General features: G+C 60.9%; 19 protein-coding genes. 6 read left to right on the top strand and 13 right to left on the bottom strand.

The features are described 5' to 3' along the window. Positions 1–75 precede the first annotated feature (75 nt). The 7 genes from CAF74_RS28010 to CAF74_RS27980 all read right to left on the bottom strand — a co-directional run bounded on the left by CAF74_RS28010 (position 76) and on the right by CAF74_RS27980 (position 5,372). A complete protein-coding gene (locus tag CAF74_RS28010; RefSeq protein ID WP_007959978.1) occupies positions 76–423 on the bottom strand; it encodes a ribonuclease E inhibitor RraB in 348 nt (115 codons plus the stop codon). A 210-nt stretch (positions 424–633) separates the two neighbouring features. Next, on the bottom strand, positions 634–867 hold the full coding sequence (locus CAF74_RS28005) for a hypothetical protein (protein WP_007959980.1): 234 nt from the start codon (positions 865–867) through the stop codon (positions 634–636). A gap of 156 nt (positions 868–1,023) precedes the next feature. Beyond that, the gene (gene speE / locus CAF74_RS28000) at positions 1,024–1,899 is read right to left on the bottom strand and encodes a polyamine aminopropyltransferase (RefSeq protein ID WP_007959983.1); all 876 of its coding nucleotides are present in this window, start codon (positions 1,897–1,899) and stop codon (positions 1,024–1,026) included. 134 nt (positions 1,900–2,033) lie between these two features. After that, positions 2,034–2,225, bottom strand: a complete 192-nt coding sequence (locus tag CAF74_RS27995) for a PLDc N-terminal domain-containing protein (RefSeq protein WP_007959984.1) — start codon at positions 2,223–2,225, stop codon at positions 2,034–2,036. A gap of 71 nt (positions 2,226–2,296) precedes the next feature. Further along, a complete protein-coding gene (locus CAF74_RS27990) occupies positions 2,297–2,827 on the bottom strand; it encodes a hypothetical protein (RefSeq protein WP_085748506.1) in 531 nt (176 codons plus the stop codon). Between the two features lie 90 nt (positions 2,828–2,917). Then, complete coding sequence (locus tag CAF74_RS27985) at positions 2,918–3,436, bottom strand: ankyrin repeat domain-containing protein (protein WP_085608799.1); 519 nt, start codon at positions 3,434–3,436, stop codon at positions 2,918–2,920. A 97-nt stretch (positions 3,437–3,533) separates the two neighbouring features. Beyond that, entirely contained in the window at positions 3,534–5,372 is a 1,839-nt protein-coding gene (locus CAF74_RS27980; RefSeq protein ID WP_085748505.1) for a long-chain-acyl-CoA synthetase, read from the bottom strand. Positions 5,373–5,762: 390 nt separating this feature from the next. Between CAF74_RS27980 and CAF74_RS27975 the strand changes: the two genes are divergently transcribed. Beyond that, the gene (locus tag CAF74_RS27975) at positions 5,763–6,041 is read left to right on the top strand and encodes a DUF3509 domain-containing protein (protein WP_039769924.1); all 279 of its coding nucleotides are present in this window, start codon (positions 5,763–5,765) and stop codon (positions 6,039–6,041) included. 78 nt (positions 6,042–6,119) lie between these two features. Here the strand turns inward: CAF74_RS27975 and mtnC are convergent, their stop codons facing one another. From mtnC to aroC, 5 genes are all read right to left on the bottom strand, one after another. After that, complete coding sequence (gene mtnC / locus CAF74_RS27970) at positions 6,120–6,803, bottom strand: acireductone synthase (protein WP_085748504.1); 684 nt, start codon at positions 6,801–6,803, stop codon at positions 6,120–6,122. 4 nt (positions 6,804–6,807) lie between these two features. Further along, entirely contained in the window at positions 6,808–7,353 is a 546-nt protein-coding gene (locus CAF74_RS27965) for an acireductone dioxygenase (protein ID WP_039770173.1), read from the bottom strand. A 91-nt stretch (positions 7,354–7,444) separates the two neighbouring features. Next, positions 7,445–8,071 carry a methylthioribulose 1-phosphate dehydratase gene (locus tag CAF74_RS27960; RefSeq protein ID WP_085748503.1) on the bottom strand — a complete coding sequence of 209 codons (627 nt, stop codon included), beginning with the start codon at positions 8,069–8,071 and terminating at the stop codon, positions 7,445–7,447. Continuing rightward, complete coding sequence (locus CAF74_RS27955; protein WP_085748502.1) at positions 8,068–9,213, bottom strand: MFS transporter; 1,146 nt, start codon at positions 9,211–9,213, stop codon at positions 8,068–8,070. The genes CAF74_RS27960 and CAF74_RS27955 overlap by 4 nt, the downstream gene beginning before the upstream one ends. Positions 9,214–9,244: 31 nt before the next feature. Next, positions 9,245–10,336, bottom strand: coding sequence for a chorismate synthase (aroC, locus tag CAF74_RS27950; protein ID WP_085748501.1), 1,092 nt, complete (start codon positions 10,334–10,336; stop codon positions 9,245–9,247). 130 nt (positions 10,337–10,466) lie between these two features. On the opposite strand from aroC, the gene CAF74_RS27945 reads away from it, so the two are divergent. Together CAF74_RS27945 and CAF74_RS27940 are read left to right on the top strand one after the other, a co-directional pair. Beyond that, entirely contained in the window at positions 10,467–11,420 is a 954-nt protein-coding gene (locus CAF74_RS27945) for an alpha/beta hydrolase (protein ID WP_085748500.1), read from the top strand. A gap of 96 nt (positions 11,421–11,516) precedes the next feature. Next, a complete protein-coding gene (locus CAF74_RS27940; RefSeq protein ID WP_085649374.1) occupies positions 11,517–12,308 on the top strand; it encodes a hypothetical protein in 792 nt (263 codons plus the stop codon). Between the two features lie 106 nt (positions 12,309–12,414). Here CAF74_RS27940 and prmB read toward each other — a convergent pair whose 3' ends face one another. After that, positions 12,415–13,323 carry a 50S ribosomal protein L3 N(5)-glutamine methyltransferase gene (gene prmB / locus CAF74_RS27935; RefSeq protein WP_007960007.1) on the bottom strand — a complete coding sequence of 303 codons (909 nt, stop codon included), beginning with the start codon at positions 13,321–13,323 and terminating at the stop codon, positions 12,415–12,417. Positions 13,324–13,562: 239 nt separating this feature from the next. On the opposite strand from prmB, the gene CAF74_RS27930 reads away from it, so the two are divergent. The 3 genes from CAF74_RS27930 to CAF74_RS27920 all read left to right on the top strand — a co-directional run bounded on the left by CAF74_RS27930 (position 13,563) and on the right by CAF74_RS27920 (position 15,236). Beyond that, positions 13,563–14,153, top strand: a complete 591-nt coding sequence (locus CAF74_RS27930) for a cysteine hydrolase family protein (RefSeq protein WP_011333204.1) — start codon at positions 13,563–13,565, stop codon at positions 14,151–14,153. 131 nt (positions 14,154–14,284) lie between these two features. Further along, on the top strand, positions 14,285–14,605 hold the full coding sequence (locus CAF74_RS27925; protein WP_007960009.1) for a hypothetical protein: 321 nt from the start codon (positions 14,285–14,287) through the stop codon (positions 14,603–14,605). A gap of 73 nt (positions 14,606–14,678) precedes the next feature. Next, a complete protein-coding gene (locus CAF74_RS27920; protein ID WP_085748499.1) occupies positions 14,679–15,236 on the top strand; it encodes a Smr/MutS family protein in 558 nt (185 codons plus the stop codon). Positions 15,237–15,282 lie beyond the last annotated feature (46 nt).

Here is a 15,282-nt window from a genome sequence, read left to right as displayed (position 1 = left end):
TGGGGTGTTCAGGGGGGCAGAAACGACAACGGCCGACCCGAAGGTCAGCCGTAGCTCGACGTGTTGCGAGAGTGATCAGTTCAAACGGTGCCGGTTGCGGATCTCCTGTTTCACGCCCCAGCCTTCGATGATGCCGCCCAAGGGCTCGACCACCGCCGAAAAGCCCTGCTCGAAATCGCCAATGTCGTCGTAGGTTGCGTACATCACCTTGCTCAATTCCAGAGACCAGGCGCCGTCGTCGCGCGCACTGACCTGGGCATTGATGGATTCACCGCGAAATTTGCCTGCCGCCCTGCGCGCCCGCTCCTCGTCCGGGAAAATGGCGTAGAACTCGATGGGATGGAATCGGGAAAAATCGAAACCGCCTTCTTTCATGCGGCGCAGCACACTGCTGCTGATGTCTTCTTGATAGGCTGTGCTCATGAATCGTCCCCCTCGCATAGATGGATAGACTTTCCGTATTCCCTGCACTGGCCCAATGGGCCCGGGTGCTTACGGCAACCGCGTTGCCGGCGGGAAACAAGCATGTAGCTGACAAGACCAGACCTTAGCGATCCGTTCGCTGATCTCGCTTGCAGAGTAGCCCCAAGATAGAGCCGCTGCCAAGGCCTGGTACATGAAGAAAATGAAGATTCAGATTGGGGTGATGCTGCGGATTTCGATGCTGTTCTGGGTTTTCAGGCTTTTCACGCCGGCATCGGCGGTGCGCCCTTCCAGATCGTTCAGGTCAAGCTCGGCGGCGACCGGCAACAACCGTTCCTTGATGAGGCGGGCTGCCCGTTCATGACTGGGGCATTCCTCGCACTCGAAGACTTCGTCGATCGTTTCACCATGATCGTCCACGAAAGTGACTTTCCACTTTGACATCGGAGCCTCCTCGATCAAACCCGCAAATGGGCTTACACCTATCTCGACTTTTGTCAGGATTGATCGTTCAAAAGGTTTACACCGATGCAACATGAAAAAAGCCGAGGCCGGCGTGTTTTCGCACACCGGCCTCGGCTTTTTCTGACCCGCGAACGATCAGTCGTTGCTTGGCTTGTTCACCGCTTGCAACACGTATTGCGGCAAGGCGAAAGCGCCGATGTGGATTTCCGGGTTGTAGTAGCGGGTGACGATGCCGCTGCCGATGAAGCGCTGTTGCAGCACTTCGCGGCTCAGCTTGCGGTACGCAGGGTTGGTCGAACCCCAGGCGAAGGTCATCGAACCGCCGATGTAGGTCGGCACGGCTGCCTGATAGAAGTGCCAGTCCGGGAACAGGCTGCGCAGGCGGCCGGCGGTGGTTTTCACTTCTTCGATCTGCATGAACGGCGTGCCGTTCTGGGTCACGAGGATGCCGCCCTCGTTCAGGCAGCGGTGGCAGGCCTGGTAGAAGTTTTCCGAGAACAGCACTTCGCCCGGGCCGATCGGGTCGGTGGAGTCGGAAATGATCACGTCGAACTTTTCGGTGGTGGTGGCGACGAAACGCATGCCGTCGTCGATTACCAGGTTCAGGCGTGGATCGTCGTAGGCGCCCTTGGAGTGGTTCGGCAGGAATTCCTTGCACATGTCGACCACGGTGCCGTCGATCTCGACCATGGTGATGTGCTCGACGCTGGCGTGTTTGGTCACTTCGCGCAGCATGCCGCCGTCGCCGCCGCCGATGATCAGCACGCGCTTGGCGGTGCCGTGGGCTAGGATCGGCACGTGGGTGAGCATTTCGTGGTAGATGAATTCATCGGCTTCGGTGGTCTGGATCACGCCGTCCAGCGCCATCACCCGGCCCATGCGCGGGTTCTGGAAGATCACCAGGTGCTGGTGTTCGGTGCGCACTTCGTGCAGCAGTTTTTCCATGCGAAAACGCTGGCCGTAGCCTTCGTAGAGGGTTTCCAGGTATTCGCTGGTTTTGGTGACGGTCATGGTGAAGTGCTCCGATGAATGCGCGGGCGCCAATCGTCAGGTTCGATTGCCCGGGAAAGGCGCGCATTCTACGTTGCCGAAGATGACAGGTCGAACCTCAGTTCATCGGCCCGACCCAATCAGGCTGCGAACGGTCAGATCCGCACATTGCCCCGCGGCCCGGCAATCGCCCAGATGATCAGGCCCAGCACCGGCAGGAGAATGATCAACAGCACCCATAGGATTTTCATCCCGGTCTCGGCGCCGCTTTTCAGCACGTTGATGATCGCCCAGATGTCGAGCGCAAGAATGATCAGGCCGACCAGGCCGTTGAACGTGGAACCCATGGTGTCGCTCCAGAATAGTGGCATGCACTTTTAGGATAGACGGTCGCGCACAGGGTTCCCTTTTATTGCGTTCAGACGTGAACGGCGACCTTCAGGGCTTCCAGCGACGGCGCGGCGGCAATGCCGACTTCGGCGCACAGTTCCAGCACGCGCGGTACGTCGTTGCCGTAGACCAGCACCACTTGCAGCTCATCATCGAGCAACTGGCTGAAGTTCATCAGCGTGTAACCGCCGTTTTCCTTGTTCAGGCTGCTCATCTGCACCTGGATGCGGTTGAGCGCGGTCAGCGCCTCGGTCTTGGCCAGTTGCTTGGGCTTGAGGTTGAACTCGACGCCCGGGCCGAACGAAGCAACGATCTGCGCGAACAGGTCGGCGTAAGTGTCAGCCTGGAACAGCACGGTCTCCGGCAGGCTGCCGACCACGACCCACTCGCCCAGCGGAATCGGGAAAGTGTCGTCGTAGTTGATATCCGGGTTGGCGGTCAGAAAAGCTTCGGCATCGGCGTAGGCCTGTGCCGCTTCGTCAGCGACCTTCTGAATCTCGTCGTCGCCCATGCAGCCGGAGCTGATTTTGCTGATGAGTTCGGCGAGTGCGGCTTTCATGGGAGCGGATCCTGTGGCGAAGGGAATTTTGAGGGCGCGAAGGATAGCGCATTCTCGCCTTCGCCACAGAGCGGGTTCCGGCCAGCGGCTTCAGCCCAACAGTTTTTCCAGCTGCGCAGTGGTGTCGACGGCGCCCATGGTGCGGGCCGCGTCCAGCGCGGTGATGCCGTTGGCATCCTTGGCTTTCGGGTCGGCGCCCTGGTCGATCAGGAAGTCGACGATTTCAACGCGGTTGAACATCGCCGCCATCATCAACGCCGTGCGGCCGTCGAAGGAGGCGCCTTCGATCTGCGCCCCACCGGCGACCAATGCCTTGACCACGGCCAGGTCACCCTTGAACGCGGCGCCGGCAATCGGGCTCTGGCCGTTGCCGTTGCGTTGTTCCGGGTCAGCCTTGTGCTTGAGCAGCACTTGCACCGCGTCCACATGCCCGTAATAACTGGCGAGCATCAGCAGGGTGTCGCCCTTGCTGTTGGTCAGGTTCACCGGCAGACCGGCAGTGATCAGGCGATCGAGCATCACCGCATCGCCCTCGCGCGCCTTGTTGAACACCTGTTCAGTGAATTCGGCTGCTTCTTCGGGGGTCATCTGGCGGCTTTGGTCGGACATGGGGCAACTCCACTTTCGGTCAATCGGAAAACCGATAGTTTCCCGAGCGCGGCGATAGCTGTCATCCCCTTTTTTCCAAGACTGCCGATAGCCAATATCAATAGCGGTACTTGCCTGCCCGGATGTCGGCAAGAGTTTCATCCGTGACCTGCACGTAGGTTTCGGTCCCCGGCAGCCAGGCATAAATCGGGTCATCCCCCGTCAGGCCGGGGTCGAAGCCTTCGTTTTTCAGGCGGGTCTTCTGATATTTGAAAGTGCCGGTGGTTTCCATCTTGACCTTGACCCGCAGGAACAGCGGCACCGCGTAGGCCGGCATGCGTTGGCGGGCGAAGGCCAGCAATTCGGCGAAATCCAGGGTCGCCAGAGACTCGGCCGGGGTGATCGCCGCCATTCCGGCGCGGCCATTGGTGTTGGGGATTTCCACGCCATAGGCCACCGCTTCGGAAATATGCGGGTGCTGGAGCAGCAGATTTTCGACCTCGGTGGTCGAGACGTTCTCGCCCTTCCAGCGGTAGGTGTCGCCGAGACGGTCGACAAACTGTGCGTGGCCGAAACCGATGTTGCGCAGCAGATCGCCGGTGTTGAAGAAGCGGTCGCCCTTGGTGAACACGTCCTGTAGCACGACTTTCGCGGTTTTCTGTGGGTCGGTGTAGCCGTCCAGCGGCGCCTTGTCGTCGATCCGCGCCAGCAGCAGGCCTCGCTCACCCCGACCGACCTTGCGCATGAATCCGTCATCGCCGCGAATCGGCTCGCCGCTGTCCTGGTCGTAGGCGACCAGTTCCCAGGCCATCAGCGAGAAACCGATGGTGTTGTCGAAATTGAGGATGTTGGTGAAGCCGATATTGCCGTCGCTGGCGGCGTAAAGCTCACAGATGTGATCCACGCCGAAGCGGGTCTTGAACTCGGCCCACGCACCGGGCCGCAGGCCGTTGCCGATCATCTTTCGCACATCATGACGACTGTCGTCGGCACTGAGCGGCTGATCCACCAGATACCGGCACAACTCGCCGACGTAACCGATGGTGGTTGCGCGATAGCGACGCACATCGCTCCAGAACTGGCGGGCGCTGAACTTGCGGCGAATCGCGAAACCCGACGCGCCATTGACCGCCGAACCCCAGCACACGCAAAGCCCGGTGGCGTGGTACAGCGGCAAGGTGCAATAGACGATGTCGTCCGGGCGCATGTCGAGGGCGATCATGCCGAAGCTCGCCGAACTGCGCATCCAGCGGCCGTGCTTGAACACCCCGGCCTTGGGCAAACCGGTGGTGCCGGAGGTGTAGATGTAGAAACAGGGGTCGTCGAAGAAAATCTGCCGGCTGCTGGCCGGGTTGTCGACAGGTGCGTCGGCGCTGGCGCTGATCAGGTTGATATAGCCCTCGGGCGCGATGCCCGGATGGCTGAAGGTATCCTGATCGGCGACGAACCATGCGCGCGCTGCCGGGATCGCTACTTGCTCGCGTACCGCCGCAAATGCCGGCAGCAACTCTTCACCGACAACAATCGCCGCCGGGGTCACCAGATTGATGCTGTGGATCAGCGTATCGCGGGTCTGCGAGGTATTGAGCAGCGCGCTGACAGCGCCGACCTTGGCCAGCGCCAGAATCGTCACCAGCAGTTCCGGGCGGTTCTCGATGAACACCGCCACCACATCGCCCTTGCCGATGCCCTGCCCGATCAGGTAGTGGGCGATGCGGTTGGCCCACTGGTTGACCTGTGAATAACTCAGCAACACCTCGCCCGACAGCAGCGCGGGGCCCTCGGGATTGCGCAGGGTCGCTTGCTCGAATGTCCAGCCCAGGCCACAGGTTTGGGTCGGATCCGTGACGTTGGCCACCTTCATGCCTTTCACCACCCGTGGAATGGCTTTGGCAATCATCGGCAGTTTGCGGAGCATCATGCCCCAGGTAATCGTGTCGCTCGGCGCTTGGTGCATGGCAGCTCCCGTTCGACCTTGACGTGCAGGCCGGATTTTTATTGTCGGGCAATCGGGTGAGACAACCGACGCTTCTCGAGCGAGGGTCGAGGCCGAAAATACGTCAGGGCTTCGCGGGCTGTACACGCGGTTTTTGCAATGTTTTGTATCCGCCCCGGCACTACTAAACGCCGCATGATTACAGCCAAGGGTATTGGTTCAATCGAATCGACAATGATCCCGCAAAATGCAGGATGCACGATGGCCATTCATGCAGATTGCACGACAGCCAAAACCAGTAGATTTTATAAATTACTGATTTATAAGGATTTTTAAAAACTCAAATACTGGCACAATCGCTGCAACTCCCTATACATGCTTGCCATTCAAGTGCATACGGAGCTGAAAGACATGAACCTGATCCAAGAAAAATTTACCTCCCTGTTTTCCAACTTCGCCGTCACCACCCAGCCCCGTCCCGATGGCGGGATCCTGCTGACGCTGAAGAGTGCCGACGGCAAAGTGTTCAAACGTGCGCTCACGTATCAGCAACTGCATACCGGTGATCAACTGTCGTGGGCAATCAGCGCGATCCGTCGTGACCTGGCAGAACAAGCCAGCGAGCTGCCGCAGATCGGCATGCTGCAAAGCCAGCAGCGTTTTGCCCTGCCGACCTATCACTCGATGTAATTCGAACACCGTATAAACAGACAGGCCGTGGAGCTTTCGCTTCACGGCCTGTTTTTTTTGCGCGTCGATTGGGTGAACTCAGAACGCTTCCGGCTCAATCCCGGTGAAGCTGTCGACGGTCACATGCCCTGCCAACTCCCCGCCTTCACGGGCCAGGCCGCAGGTTTGCAGGCCAGCAGCCTGGGCGGCATCGAGTTCTTGCACGATGTCGGACAGGAACAGAATCTCCTCTGGTTCGACCCCGATGGCTTGCTGGATGTTGCTGTACGACTGCGCCTCGCGCTTGGGGCCCGACGTGGTGTCGAAGTAGCCGCTGAACAGCGGCGTCAGATCCCCTGCTTCCGAGCAGCCGAAAATCAGCTTCTGCGCCTGGATCGAACCGGACGAATAAACAAACAGTTGATAACCGGCCTGATGCCAGCGCTGGAGCGCTTCAACGGCGTCCGGGTAAACATGGCCTTTCAACTGCCCGGCCTGATAACCCTGCTCCCAGACCATGCCCTGCAACGCTTTCAGCGGCGTGGCCTTGCGGTCTTCGGCGATCCAGGCCAGCAGAATTTCCACGACTCGCTCGACATCAGCCTGCGGTTCGTTGCTGTCGCGGCGCACGGCGTCCAGTTGCTCGGCAACGTCGGCACACTGGGCGTTCTGGCGAACGAAGTCTGGCAGGTGCTTCGCCGCATACGGGAACAGCACGTCGAACACAAAACTCACTGCGCTGGTGGTGCCTTCGATGTCGGTGAGAATGACCTTGATCGACATCGGCTCAGTCCTCCAGACGCGGGAAGCGGCCGGCGATGTCTTCGCCGGTGAAGTTGGCGACCCAGCCTTCAGGGTTGTTGAACAGGCGGATCGCCACGAAATGCGGGTTCTCGCCCATGTCGAACCAGTGCTTGGTGCCGGCCGGCACCGAAATCAGGTCGTTCTTCTCGCACAGTACGGCGTAGACGTAATCGTCGATGTGCAAGGTAAACAGGCCACGACCGGCGACGAAGAAACGCACTTCGTCTTCACCATGGCGATGTTCTTCGAGGAACTTGGCGCGCAATTCGGCTTTTTGCGGATGGTCACTGTTGAGGCTGATCACATCGACCGTAATGTAACCGCGCTCGGTCATCAGTTTGTCGATCTGCTCTTTATAGGCACCGATCACTTCTTCCTGGCTCGCGCCGGGCTGGATCTTTGCGGCGGCTTGCCAGCGGTCGAAGCGCACGCCCTGCTCGGCCAGGGTCGAAGCGATGTCTTCGAAATGGGTCAGCACCTTGTTCGGAATCTCGGGGCTGGAAACGTGATAGACGGACAGGCTGCTCATGGGGCATTCCTCGGTATCGGCCTTGCCGTCCGGTTCTTCGAGACCGGTCGGGCACTGCATTCATCAGGCAAAGGGGCTGGTTCTGGTGAAGTCAGCCTTGGCGGTTCATGACGCTGCGGGTCTTCAACTCGCATTCGAACAGGAATTCAAAGGCCTCGATCTGACGCAGCGCGTCACTCATCTGCGCGCCCCAGGTGTAGAGGCCGTGGCCGCGAATCAGATAACCGACGCAATCAGGATGGGCGTCGAGCCAAGGCTGCACCTTGGCGGCGAGGCGCGCAATGTCCTGATCGTTGTCGAAGATCGGCACGCGCACCCGGGATTCGTGGGTCGAGATGCCGCTGAAAGCTTTTTGCAGTTCGTAGTCTTCGAACTCGATGAAGTCTTGTGGCGTCAGTCGCGACAGCACCGTGGCGTTCACCGAGTGGGTGTGCAACACCGCGCCGATTTCCGGACGCCAGCTGTAGAGCTGGGTGTGCAGCAGGGTTTCGGCGGACGGTTTTTTGCCGGGCTCAAGACTGTTGCCGGACAGGTCGGTGGCGAGCACGTCGTCCGGGCCCAACTGGCCCTTGTGCTTGCCGGACACGGTCAGCAGCGCTTCGCTCGGCGACAGACGCGTCGAGTAATTGCTGCTGGTGGCCGGCGACCAGCCGCGACCATAAAGAAAACGCCCGGCGTCGACAATTTGCTGGGCAAGCTGTTCACGGGTAAGGCTCATGGCCTGTCCTCTTGCATTCGAATGGCAATGATAACGGCAGCGGCGAGCGCTGCGAGACTGGCAATACTAAAGGTCAATGTCGCGCCGAGGGCATTCCAGCTGTAACCGGAATACAACGCGCCGAGCGCACCGCCGGTGCCGGCCAGCGCGGCATACAACGCCTGGCCCTGCCCTTGCTGGCGCGCGCCGAAGCTACGTTGCACGAACGCGATGGCAGCCGCATGAAAGCTGCCGAAGGTCGCCGCGTGCAGCACTTGGGCAAACAGCAAGACCCAGAGGAACTCGGCGAACGAACCTAGCTGCAACCAGCGCAACGCCGCCAGCAGAAAACTCGCCATCAGCACCCGCCGCAGGGAAAAACGCGCGAGGATCCGGCTCATGGCCATGAACATCAGCACTTCCGCCACCACGCCGACCGCCCAGAGCATGCCGATCACGCCACGGCTGTAACCCAGTCGCTCAAGGTGCAGAGTCAAAAACGTGTAATACGGCCCGTGGCTCATCTGCATCAGCGCCACGCAACCGTAGAATGCCAGCACCCCAGGATTGCGCAATTGCTTGAGAAAGCCCTCGCCTGTCGGCCGGTTGCCCTGAGGCGGCTGAGCGTTCGGCACCCACAGACTGCTGAGCACGATGCCGGCCATGATCAACACCAGCGCCGCCGGGTAGATGTCGAGGCTGAGCCATTCGAACAGGCGACCGAGGGCGACCACAGTGATGATGAAACCGATGGAACCCCACAGCCGAATCTGACTGTAGCGGGAGGTCTGGCCTTGCAGATGCGCGAGGGTGATGACTTCAAACTGCGGCAGCACGGCGTGCCAGAAGAACGCATGCAACGCCATGACCATCGCCAGCCAGGCGTAGGTCTTGCTGACGAAAATCAATGAGAACGTCAGCAGCGTACACACCGCGCCGAAGCGCACGATGGCCAGGCGCCTGCCGGTGTAATCGCCGAGCCAGCCCCAGATGTTCGGCGCCACGCAGCGCATCAGCATCGGGATCGCCACCAGCTCGCCGATGCGCGCGGCGCTGAATCCGAGGTGATCGAAGTACAGCGCCAGAAACGGCGCCGTCGAACCGAGCAAGGCGAAATAGAACAGATAGAAACTGGACAGCCGCCAGTACGGGAGCGCCGCCACGGTCAGACCGCGGCGGCTTTGAGATCACCCATCAAAGCTGACCCAGCACCGGGGTGCTCACGCGCACATCGGCGTTCTGGCCACGGTGACGCAGCAGGTGATCCATCAGCACGATGGCCATCATCGCCTCGGCAATCGGCGTAGCGCGGATACCGACACATGGGTCGTGACGGCCCTTGGTAATGACATCGACAGGGTTGCCGTCAATGTCGATCGAACGGCCCGGGGTGGTGATGCTCGAGGTCGGCTTCAACGCCAGGTGCGCGACGATCGGCTGACCCGAAGAGATCCCGCCGAGAATGCCGCCGGCGTTGTTGCTGAGGAAACCTTCCGGAGTCAGCTCATCACGGTGTTCGGTGCCGCGCTGGGCAACGCAGGCGAAACCGGCGCCGATTTCCACGCCTTTGACCGCGTTGATGCTCATCAGTGCGTGGGCCAGTTCGGCGTCGAGACGGTCGAAGATCGGCTCGCCCAGGCCCGGCATCACGCCTTCGGCGACCACGGTGATCTTCGCGCCGACGGAGTCCTGATCGCGACGCAGCTGGTCCATGTAGGCTTCCAGCTCCGGAACCTTGTCCGGGTCCGGGCTGAAGAAGGCGTTCTGCTCGACCGATTCCCAGGTCTTGAACGGGATTTCGATCGGGCCGAGCTGGCTCATGTAGCCGCGAATGACGATGCCCTGGCTGGCCAGGTATTTCTTGGCGATGGCGCCGGCCGCGACGCGCATGGCGGTTTCCCGCGCGGAGCTGCGACCGCCGCCGCGATAATCGCGCTCGCCGTATTTGTGGTGGTAGGTGTAGTCGGCGTGGGCCGGGCGGAACAGATCCTTGATCGCCGAGTAGTCCTTGGACTTCTGGTCGGTGTTGCGGATCAGCAGGCCGATGGAGCAGCCGGTGGTGCGGCCCTCGAACACGCCGGAAAGGATTTCGACTTCGTCGGCTTCCTGGCGCTGGGTGGTGTGCCGGCTGGTGCCCGGCTTGCGGCGATCGAGGTCGCGTTGCAGGTCCTCAATGGAAATCTCCAGGCCCGGCGGGCAGCCGTCGACAATGGCGACCAACGCCGGACCATGGCTTTCGCCCGCGGTGGTGACAGTGAACAGCTTGCCGTAGGTATTGCCGGACATGCAGGACGCTCCGTGAAATCGAACCCAAATTCGTGATGCGCGCCAGTATACGCAGGCTAACCGAGTAGTTCATCCTCGAACCTTAGCGGTGTGGGTGAGTCCAACCGGCACCTTGGCAAATGATGGCGTGATGATGCTGCGAGTTTTGATCTTGAGCCTTTCCCTGTTTACCGGCTTCGTCCAGGCAACTGTCCTGCAACGACCGGTCACGTTGACTACCGACAATGGCGAACTTTTCGGCTCGCTGTTGCTGCCGAAATCCGACAACCCGGTGCCGGTTGTCCTGATCCTTTCTGGCTCGGGTCCTACCGATCGTGACGGAAACAACCCCGACGGCGGGCGCAATGACAGCCTCAAGCGACTGGCCTGGGTGCTGGCCAAACACAATGTCGCCAGCGTGCGTTTCGACAAGCGCGGGGTGGCGGCCAGCCTTGCGGCAACCCCGGACGAGCGAAACCTGTCGGTGGAAGCCTATGTGGCGGACGCCGTGGCCTGGGGTCAGAAGCTGAAAGCCGATCCGCGCTTCGGCCCGTTGATCCTGCTCGGCCACAGCGAAGGCGCGCTGATTGCCAGCCTGGCGGCGCCAAAGGTCGACGCGGCGGCGGTCATCTCGCTCTCCGGCACGGCCCGACCGATCGATCAGGTGCTGCGTCGGCAACTGGCCCGCAGCCTCCCTCCCCCGCTGATGCTGCGCAGCAACGAACTGCTCGACAGCCTCAAGGCCGGGCGCACCGACGACAATGTGCCGGCGCCGTTGCAGGTGATCTTCCGTCCGAGTGTACAGCCGTACCTGATTTCGCTGTTCCGTCAGGATCCGGCGGCGGCCTTCGCCCAGCTGAAAATGCCGGCGCTGATCGTGCAAGGCAGCAACGACATTCAGGTTCAGGTCGATGATGCGAAATTGCTCAAGGCCGCCAAACCGGACGCGCAACTGGCGCTGATCGAAGGCATGAACCACGTGTTGCGCATCGTGCCCAACGACGTGAAGCGGCAACTGGCCTCCTACAAGGACCCGAATTTGCCCCTGGCGGCTGAACTGGGGACACGCGTTCTTGAATTTATTGACGGACTTCGCACCCGTTAAGCTCTTTTACCCTCTAGGACTTTGAAAAACGGCCGATAAGCCTTTGTCGCCAGCGTACTGGCTGGCGGCAAGCAGCTTGGACAGGATCTCGCCGTTATGACTGATACCCAGACTTCACCCGACACCACCGCTGAAAAAGACGCACCGCCAGCGGTCGAGCTGCCATGGGCGGATGTCCACGTCGAGCACCACAAGATGCTCCGCCTGGCGCCGTTGCAGACCGACCGCAACACCGGCGGGCGGCCGCTGCGCTTCGTTGAATTCGGTTACGCCGAGCGCAACGGCAAAGAACACAGTCTGATGCGCATGGCGATCAAGTTGCCCGCTCAGCGCGTGCGCAAAGAGCAGAATCACCTGGACGTGTGGGTCGACCATACGACCAAACGCGTGCATTTCGGCCCGGACAGCGGTTTGCAGATCGAACCGATGAACCGTGGCATCGGCCGTTTCATGGCTGCCCAGGGCATCAACTGGGCAAAAAAACGCTGGCCCACCTACACCGTCGACGGCATGGACTTGAACAACAAGGACGCGCTGAACGAGGACACTCGCCTGCGCCGCGATCACTTTTTGCGGGTGCACGGCTTTGATGTGGTTTACGCCGACGCCCAGCATTTGAAGGGTAGCGTCAAAGAAGTGAAGGTCGGCGACCTGCTGGGTGACTGGAACAGCGAAAAGCTGCAGATCGTCGAAATTCTTGAAGCTGCGCAGATGTTGCAGCAGGCCGAGCAGAATCTGGCCGAACAGGAAGTGAAGCTGAAGAAGCAGGAAGACAAGGTCAGCAAGTTCAAGCGTGAAGACGCCGGTTTGCGTTTCACCATTACTTGCCTGGTGGCGTTTGCGGTGTTTCAGGCCGGGTTGCTGATCTGGATTGCAACGCACCGCTGAGTGATCGTTTCCAAGCTCTGCGTTGCCCGGATGGGACGCGGAGCGTCCCGGGCTGCATTCCCACGCAGACGGTTCGACGCCTCGACGTGGGAACGATCGACGTCAGTCAGACGCGGGAAGCGAACAGTGCCTGATGGGCGCGGCACTGTTCGGCGGTCAGCATGAACACGCCATGCCCGCCGCGCTCGAACTCCAGCCAGGCGAAATCGACTTCCGGGTACAGCGCCTCGACGTGGACCTGGCTGTTGCCCACCTCGACAATCAGCAAACCCTTCTCGGTCAGATGATCCGCCGCTTCGGCGAGCATCCGGCGCACCAGGTTCAAACCGTCATCGCCGCAGGCCAGGCCCAGTTCCGGCTCGTGCTGGTATTCGTCCGGCATGTCGGCGAAATCTTCCGCATCGACGTAGGGCGGGTTCGACACGATCAGGTCGAAACGTTGACCCGGCAGGCCGTCGAAACCATCGCCCTGCACGGTGAACACACGCTCATCGACGCCATGACGCTCGATGTTCTGGTTCGCCACTTCCAGCGCTTCGAACGACAGATCCGCCAGCACCACTTCGGCGTTCTGGAACTCGTAGGCGCAGGCGATGCCGATGCAGCCGGAGCCGGTGCACAGATCGAGAATGCGCGCGGGTTCGTCGCCGATCCATGGGGCAAAACGGTTTTCGATCAGCTCGCCAATCGGCGAACGCGGGATCAGCACGCGCTCATCGACGATGAACGACATGCCGCAGAACCATGCCTCGCCCAGCAAGTAAGCGGTCGGAATGCGCTCTTCGATGCGGCGCTTGAGCAGGCGCTGAAGATTGACCAGCTCATCGTCCTCCAGCGCGCAATCCAGATAGCTGTCGGCGATTTCCCATGGCAGGTGCAAGGCACCGAGCACCAGCTGCCGGGCTTCGTCCCATGCATTGTCGGTGCCATGGCCGAAAAACAGATCCTCCCCATGGAAGCGGCTGACGGCCCAACGGATGTGGTCGCGCAGGGTACGAAGTCGGGAAGTGATCACGGGGCAGAACTCCAGAAAAAACGACTGGCGATTCTAACAGCCAAAACGCGCCGCGACGACGCAGGAAAGATTCCGGGGCGACGGTAGGACGCTTCCGATTTTCCCCTCGGCTATTGAACAGATCGTGTAACTTGACAAGGCTGCAGGCCAGCAACGACGGTGTCTACGATGGTAGCGATTCACAGAACCGCTCAGCCAGAGGACAATGTCGCAAAAGCCCCACCCGAAGGAGCCCCAGAATGTCCGTTCCAAAAACGATGTTTCAACTCAGCGGTCGCGGTTACGCAGCGGCCACGTTGAGCCATGCCACCGTGGTCATCATCGATGCCCAGAAAGAGTACCTCAGCGGCCCGCTGGCCCTGAGCGGCATGGACGCGGCTGTCGCGAACATCAAACAACTGGTTGCCGCCGCCCGCGCAGCCGGCCGACCGATCGTGCATGTGCGCCACCTCGGCACCGTCGGCGGTCTGTTCGACCCGCAGGGCGAACGCGGCGAGTTCATCCCCGGCCTGGAACCCCAGGGCGATGAAACCATCATCGGCAAACTGCTGCCGAGCGCCTTCCACGGCACCGAACTCTACGATCGTCTGCAAACCATCGGCTCGCTGGACCTGATCGTCTGCGGTTTCATGAGCCACTCCAGCGTCAGCACCACCGTGCGCGCGGCGAAGAACCTGGGTTTCCGCTGCACCCTGGTCGAAGACGCCTGCGCCACCCGCGATCTGCCGTTCAAGGGCCGCGTACTCAGCGCCGAACAGGTACAGGAAGCGGAAATGGCGATCATGGCCGACAACTTCGCCACCCTCGCGCTGACTCAGGACCTGATCTGATCGACCGTAAATGAGCGGCTCAGCTCGCCGCTCATCTGCAAAAACCTCGCATTTGCTTCAATTACCCTAGCCTCAGGAACAACCCGGTCAACTCCCGGTCGAAGGGCCGATACCCATTGAGGAAGGTCGGAATGAAGTTATCCGATGGATTTGACGCACGCCGCTTGCGGCCCAAAGGCCAAAGCAACTGGCGATTTCGATTCGGCGCGGCGATCGCGGCCATTCTGGCCACGTTCGGCGTGCTGCTGGCGATGGCCGGGGCCGCCAGCCTGCTGGGGCGCCCACCGGCGCTCGGCGATCTGAATGCAACACCGCTCGGCTCGGCGATCATTCTCGCGGTCGGCCTGCTGTTCCTGTATTTCGGTGTGGCCCTGTGGCGTCGTTGCCGGCGTCGCGCACGGCAATCGCGGGAATTGAACATGTCCCCGCACCTGATGAAAAAACACGATTGATCGACGGCCTGGCTTTTTGCCGGGCCGTTTTGTGTCTGTTTGGGTAAACTGGCCGCCCTTCGCGGAGGCTGACATGCAAGACGACGATTTTTCCCTGTTCAAAAGTGCGATCCAAGGCGTCAAGCCGATCAAGCACGACCGCGCCGACACCGGCAAACCCAAGGCTGACCGTGACCGGATCGCCAAGCTGCGCCAGTCCGCCACCGTGCGCACCGACACCACTACCGTTGACGGCCTGTCCGATCAGTTCGTGATCGACGTCGGTCCCGAAGACGAGCTGATATGGGCCCGCGACGGGGTGCAGGAAAGCCAGATGCGCAAGCTCAAGATCGGGCAGATTCCGTTCGAAGGCAGCCTCGACCTGCACGGCATGAGCGTGGAAAAAGCCCGCGAAACCCTTTGGGCCTTTCTCGCCGAAGCGACCAGATTCGAAATCCGCTGCGTGCGCGTCACCCACGGCAAGGCCGTGCGTCTGGACGGCAAGCGGCCGATGATCAAAAGCCACGTCAACACCTGGCTGCGCCAGCATGCGCAAGTACTCGGCTTCTGCTCGTGCCAGGCGAAACATGGCGGCGCCGGCGCGGTTTACGTGATGCTCAAACGCACCATGATGGAAGGCCGCGACGAATAATCCCGTCACACCGAACTTGCAGGGTCGTGTCCGCCACCGTACCCTT

The organism is Pseudomonas sp. R45(2017) (genome assembly GCF_002112305.1).
GTDB classification, from domain to species: Bacteria; Pseudomonadota; Gammaproteobacteria; order Pseudomonadales; family Pseudomonadaceae; genus Aquipseudomonas; species Aquipseudomonas paraglycinae.
Note: the sequence above shows the minus strand (reverse complement) of the source record. Positions and strands in the feature narration are given on the sequence as shown.

What these genes read in the sequence shown, in the direction of transcription:
- CAF74_RS28010 (WP_007959978.1), bottom strand. Translation starts at nt 423, where the DNA reads ATGAGCACAGCCTATCAAGAAGACATCAGCAGCAGTGTGCTGCGCCGC.
- CAF74_RS28005 (WP_007959980.1), bottom strand. Translation starts at nt 867, where the DNA reads ATGTCAAAGTGGAAAGTCACTTTCGTGGACGATCATGGTGAAACGATC.
- speE (WP_007959983.1), bottom strand. Translation starts at nt 1,899, where the DNA reads ATGACCGTCACCAAAACCAGCGAATACCTGGAAACCCTCTACGAAGGC.
- CAF74_RS27995 (WP_007959984.1), bottom strand. Translation starts at nt 2,225, where the DNA reads ATGGGTTCCACGTTCAACGGCCTGGTCGGCCTGATCATTCTTGCGCTC.
- CAF74_RS27990 (WP_085748506.1), bottom strand. Translation starts at nt 2,827, where the DNA reads ATGAAAGCCGCACTCGCCGAACTCATCAGCAAAATCAGCTCCGGCTGC.
- CAF74_RS27985 (WP_085608799.1), bottom strand. Translation starts at nt 3,436, where the DNA reads ATGTCCGACCAAAGCCGCCAGATGACCCCCGAAGAAGCAGCCGAATTC.
- CAF74_RS27980 (WP_085748505.1), bottom strand. Translation starts at nt 5,372, where the DNA reads ATGCACCAAGCGCCGAGCGACACGATTACCTGGGGCATGATGCTCCGC.
- CAF74_RS27975 (WP_039769924.1), top strand. Translation starts at nt 5,763, where the DNA reads ATGAACCTGATCCAAGAAAAATTTACCTCCCTGTTTTCCAACTTCGCC.
- mtnC (WP_085748504.1), bottom strand. Translation starts at nt 6,803, where the DNA reads ATGTCGATCAAGGTCATTCTCACCGACATCGAAGGCACCACCAGCGCA.
- CAF74_RS27965 (WP_039770173.1), bottom strand. Translation starts at nt 7,353, where the DNA reads ATGAGCAGCCTGTCCGTCTATCACGTTTCCAGCCCCGAGATTCCGAAC.
- CAF74_RS27960 (WP_085748503.1), bottom strand. Translation starts at nt 8,071, where the DNA reads ATGAGCCTTACCCGTGAACAGCTTGCCCAGCAAATTGTCGACGCCGGG.
- aroC (WP_085748501.1), bottom strand. Translation starts at nt 10,336, where the DNA reads ATGTCCGGCAATACCTACGGCAAGCTGTTCACTGTCACCACCGCGGGC.
- CAF74_RS27945 (WP_085748500.1), top strand. Translation starts at nt 10,467, where the DNA reads ATGATGCTGCGAGTTTTGATCTTGAGCCTTTCCCTGTTTACCGGCTTC.
- CAF74_RS27940 (WP_085649374.1), top strand. Translation starts at nt 11,517, where the DNA reads ATGACTGATACCCAGACTTCACCCGACACCACCGCTGAAAAAGACGCA.
- CAF74_RS27930 (WP_011333204.1), top strand. Translation starts at nt 13,563, where the DNA reads ATGTCCGTTCCAAAAACGATGTTTCAACTCAGCGGTCGCGGTTACGCA.
- CAF74_RS27925 (WP_007960009.1), top strand. Translation starts at nt 14,285, where the DNA reads ATGAAGTTATCCGATGGATTTGACGCACGCCGCTTGCGGCCCAAAGGC.
- CAF74_RS27920 (WP_085748499.1), top strand. Translation starts at nt 14,679, where the DNA reads ATGCAAGACGACGATTTTTCCCTGTTCAAAAGTGCGATCCAAGGCGTC.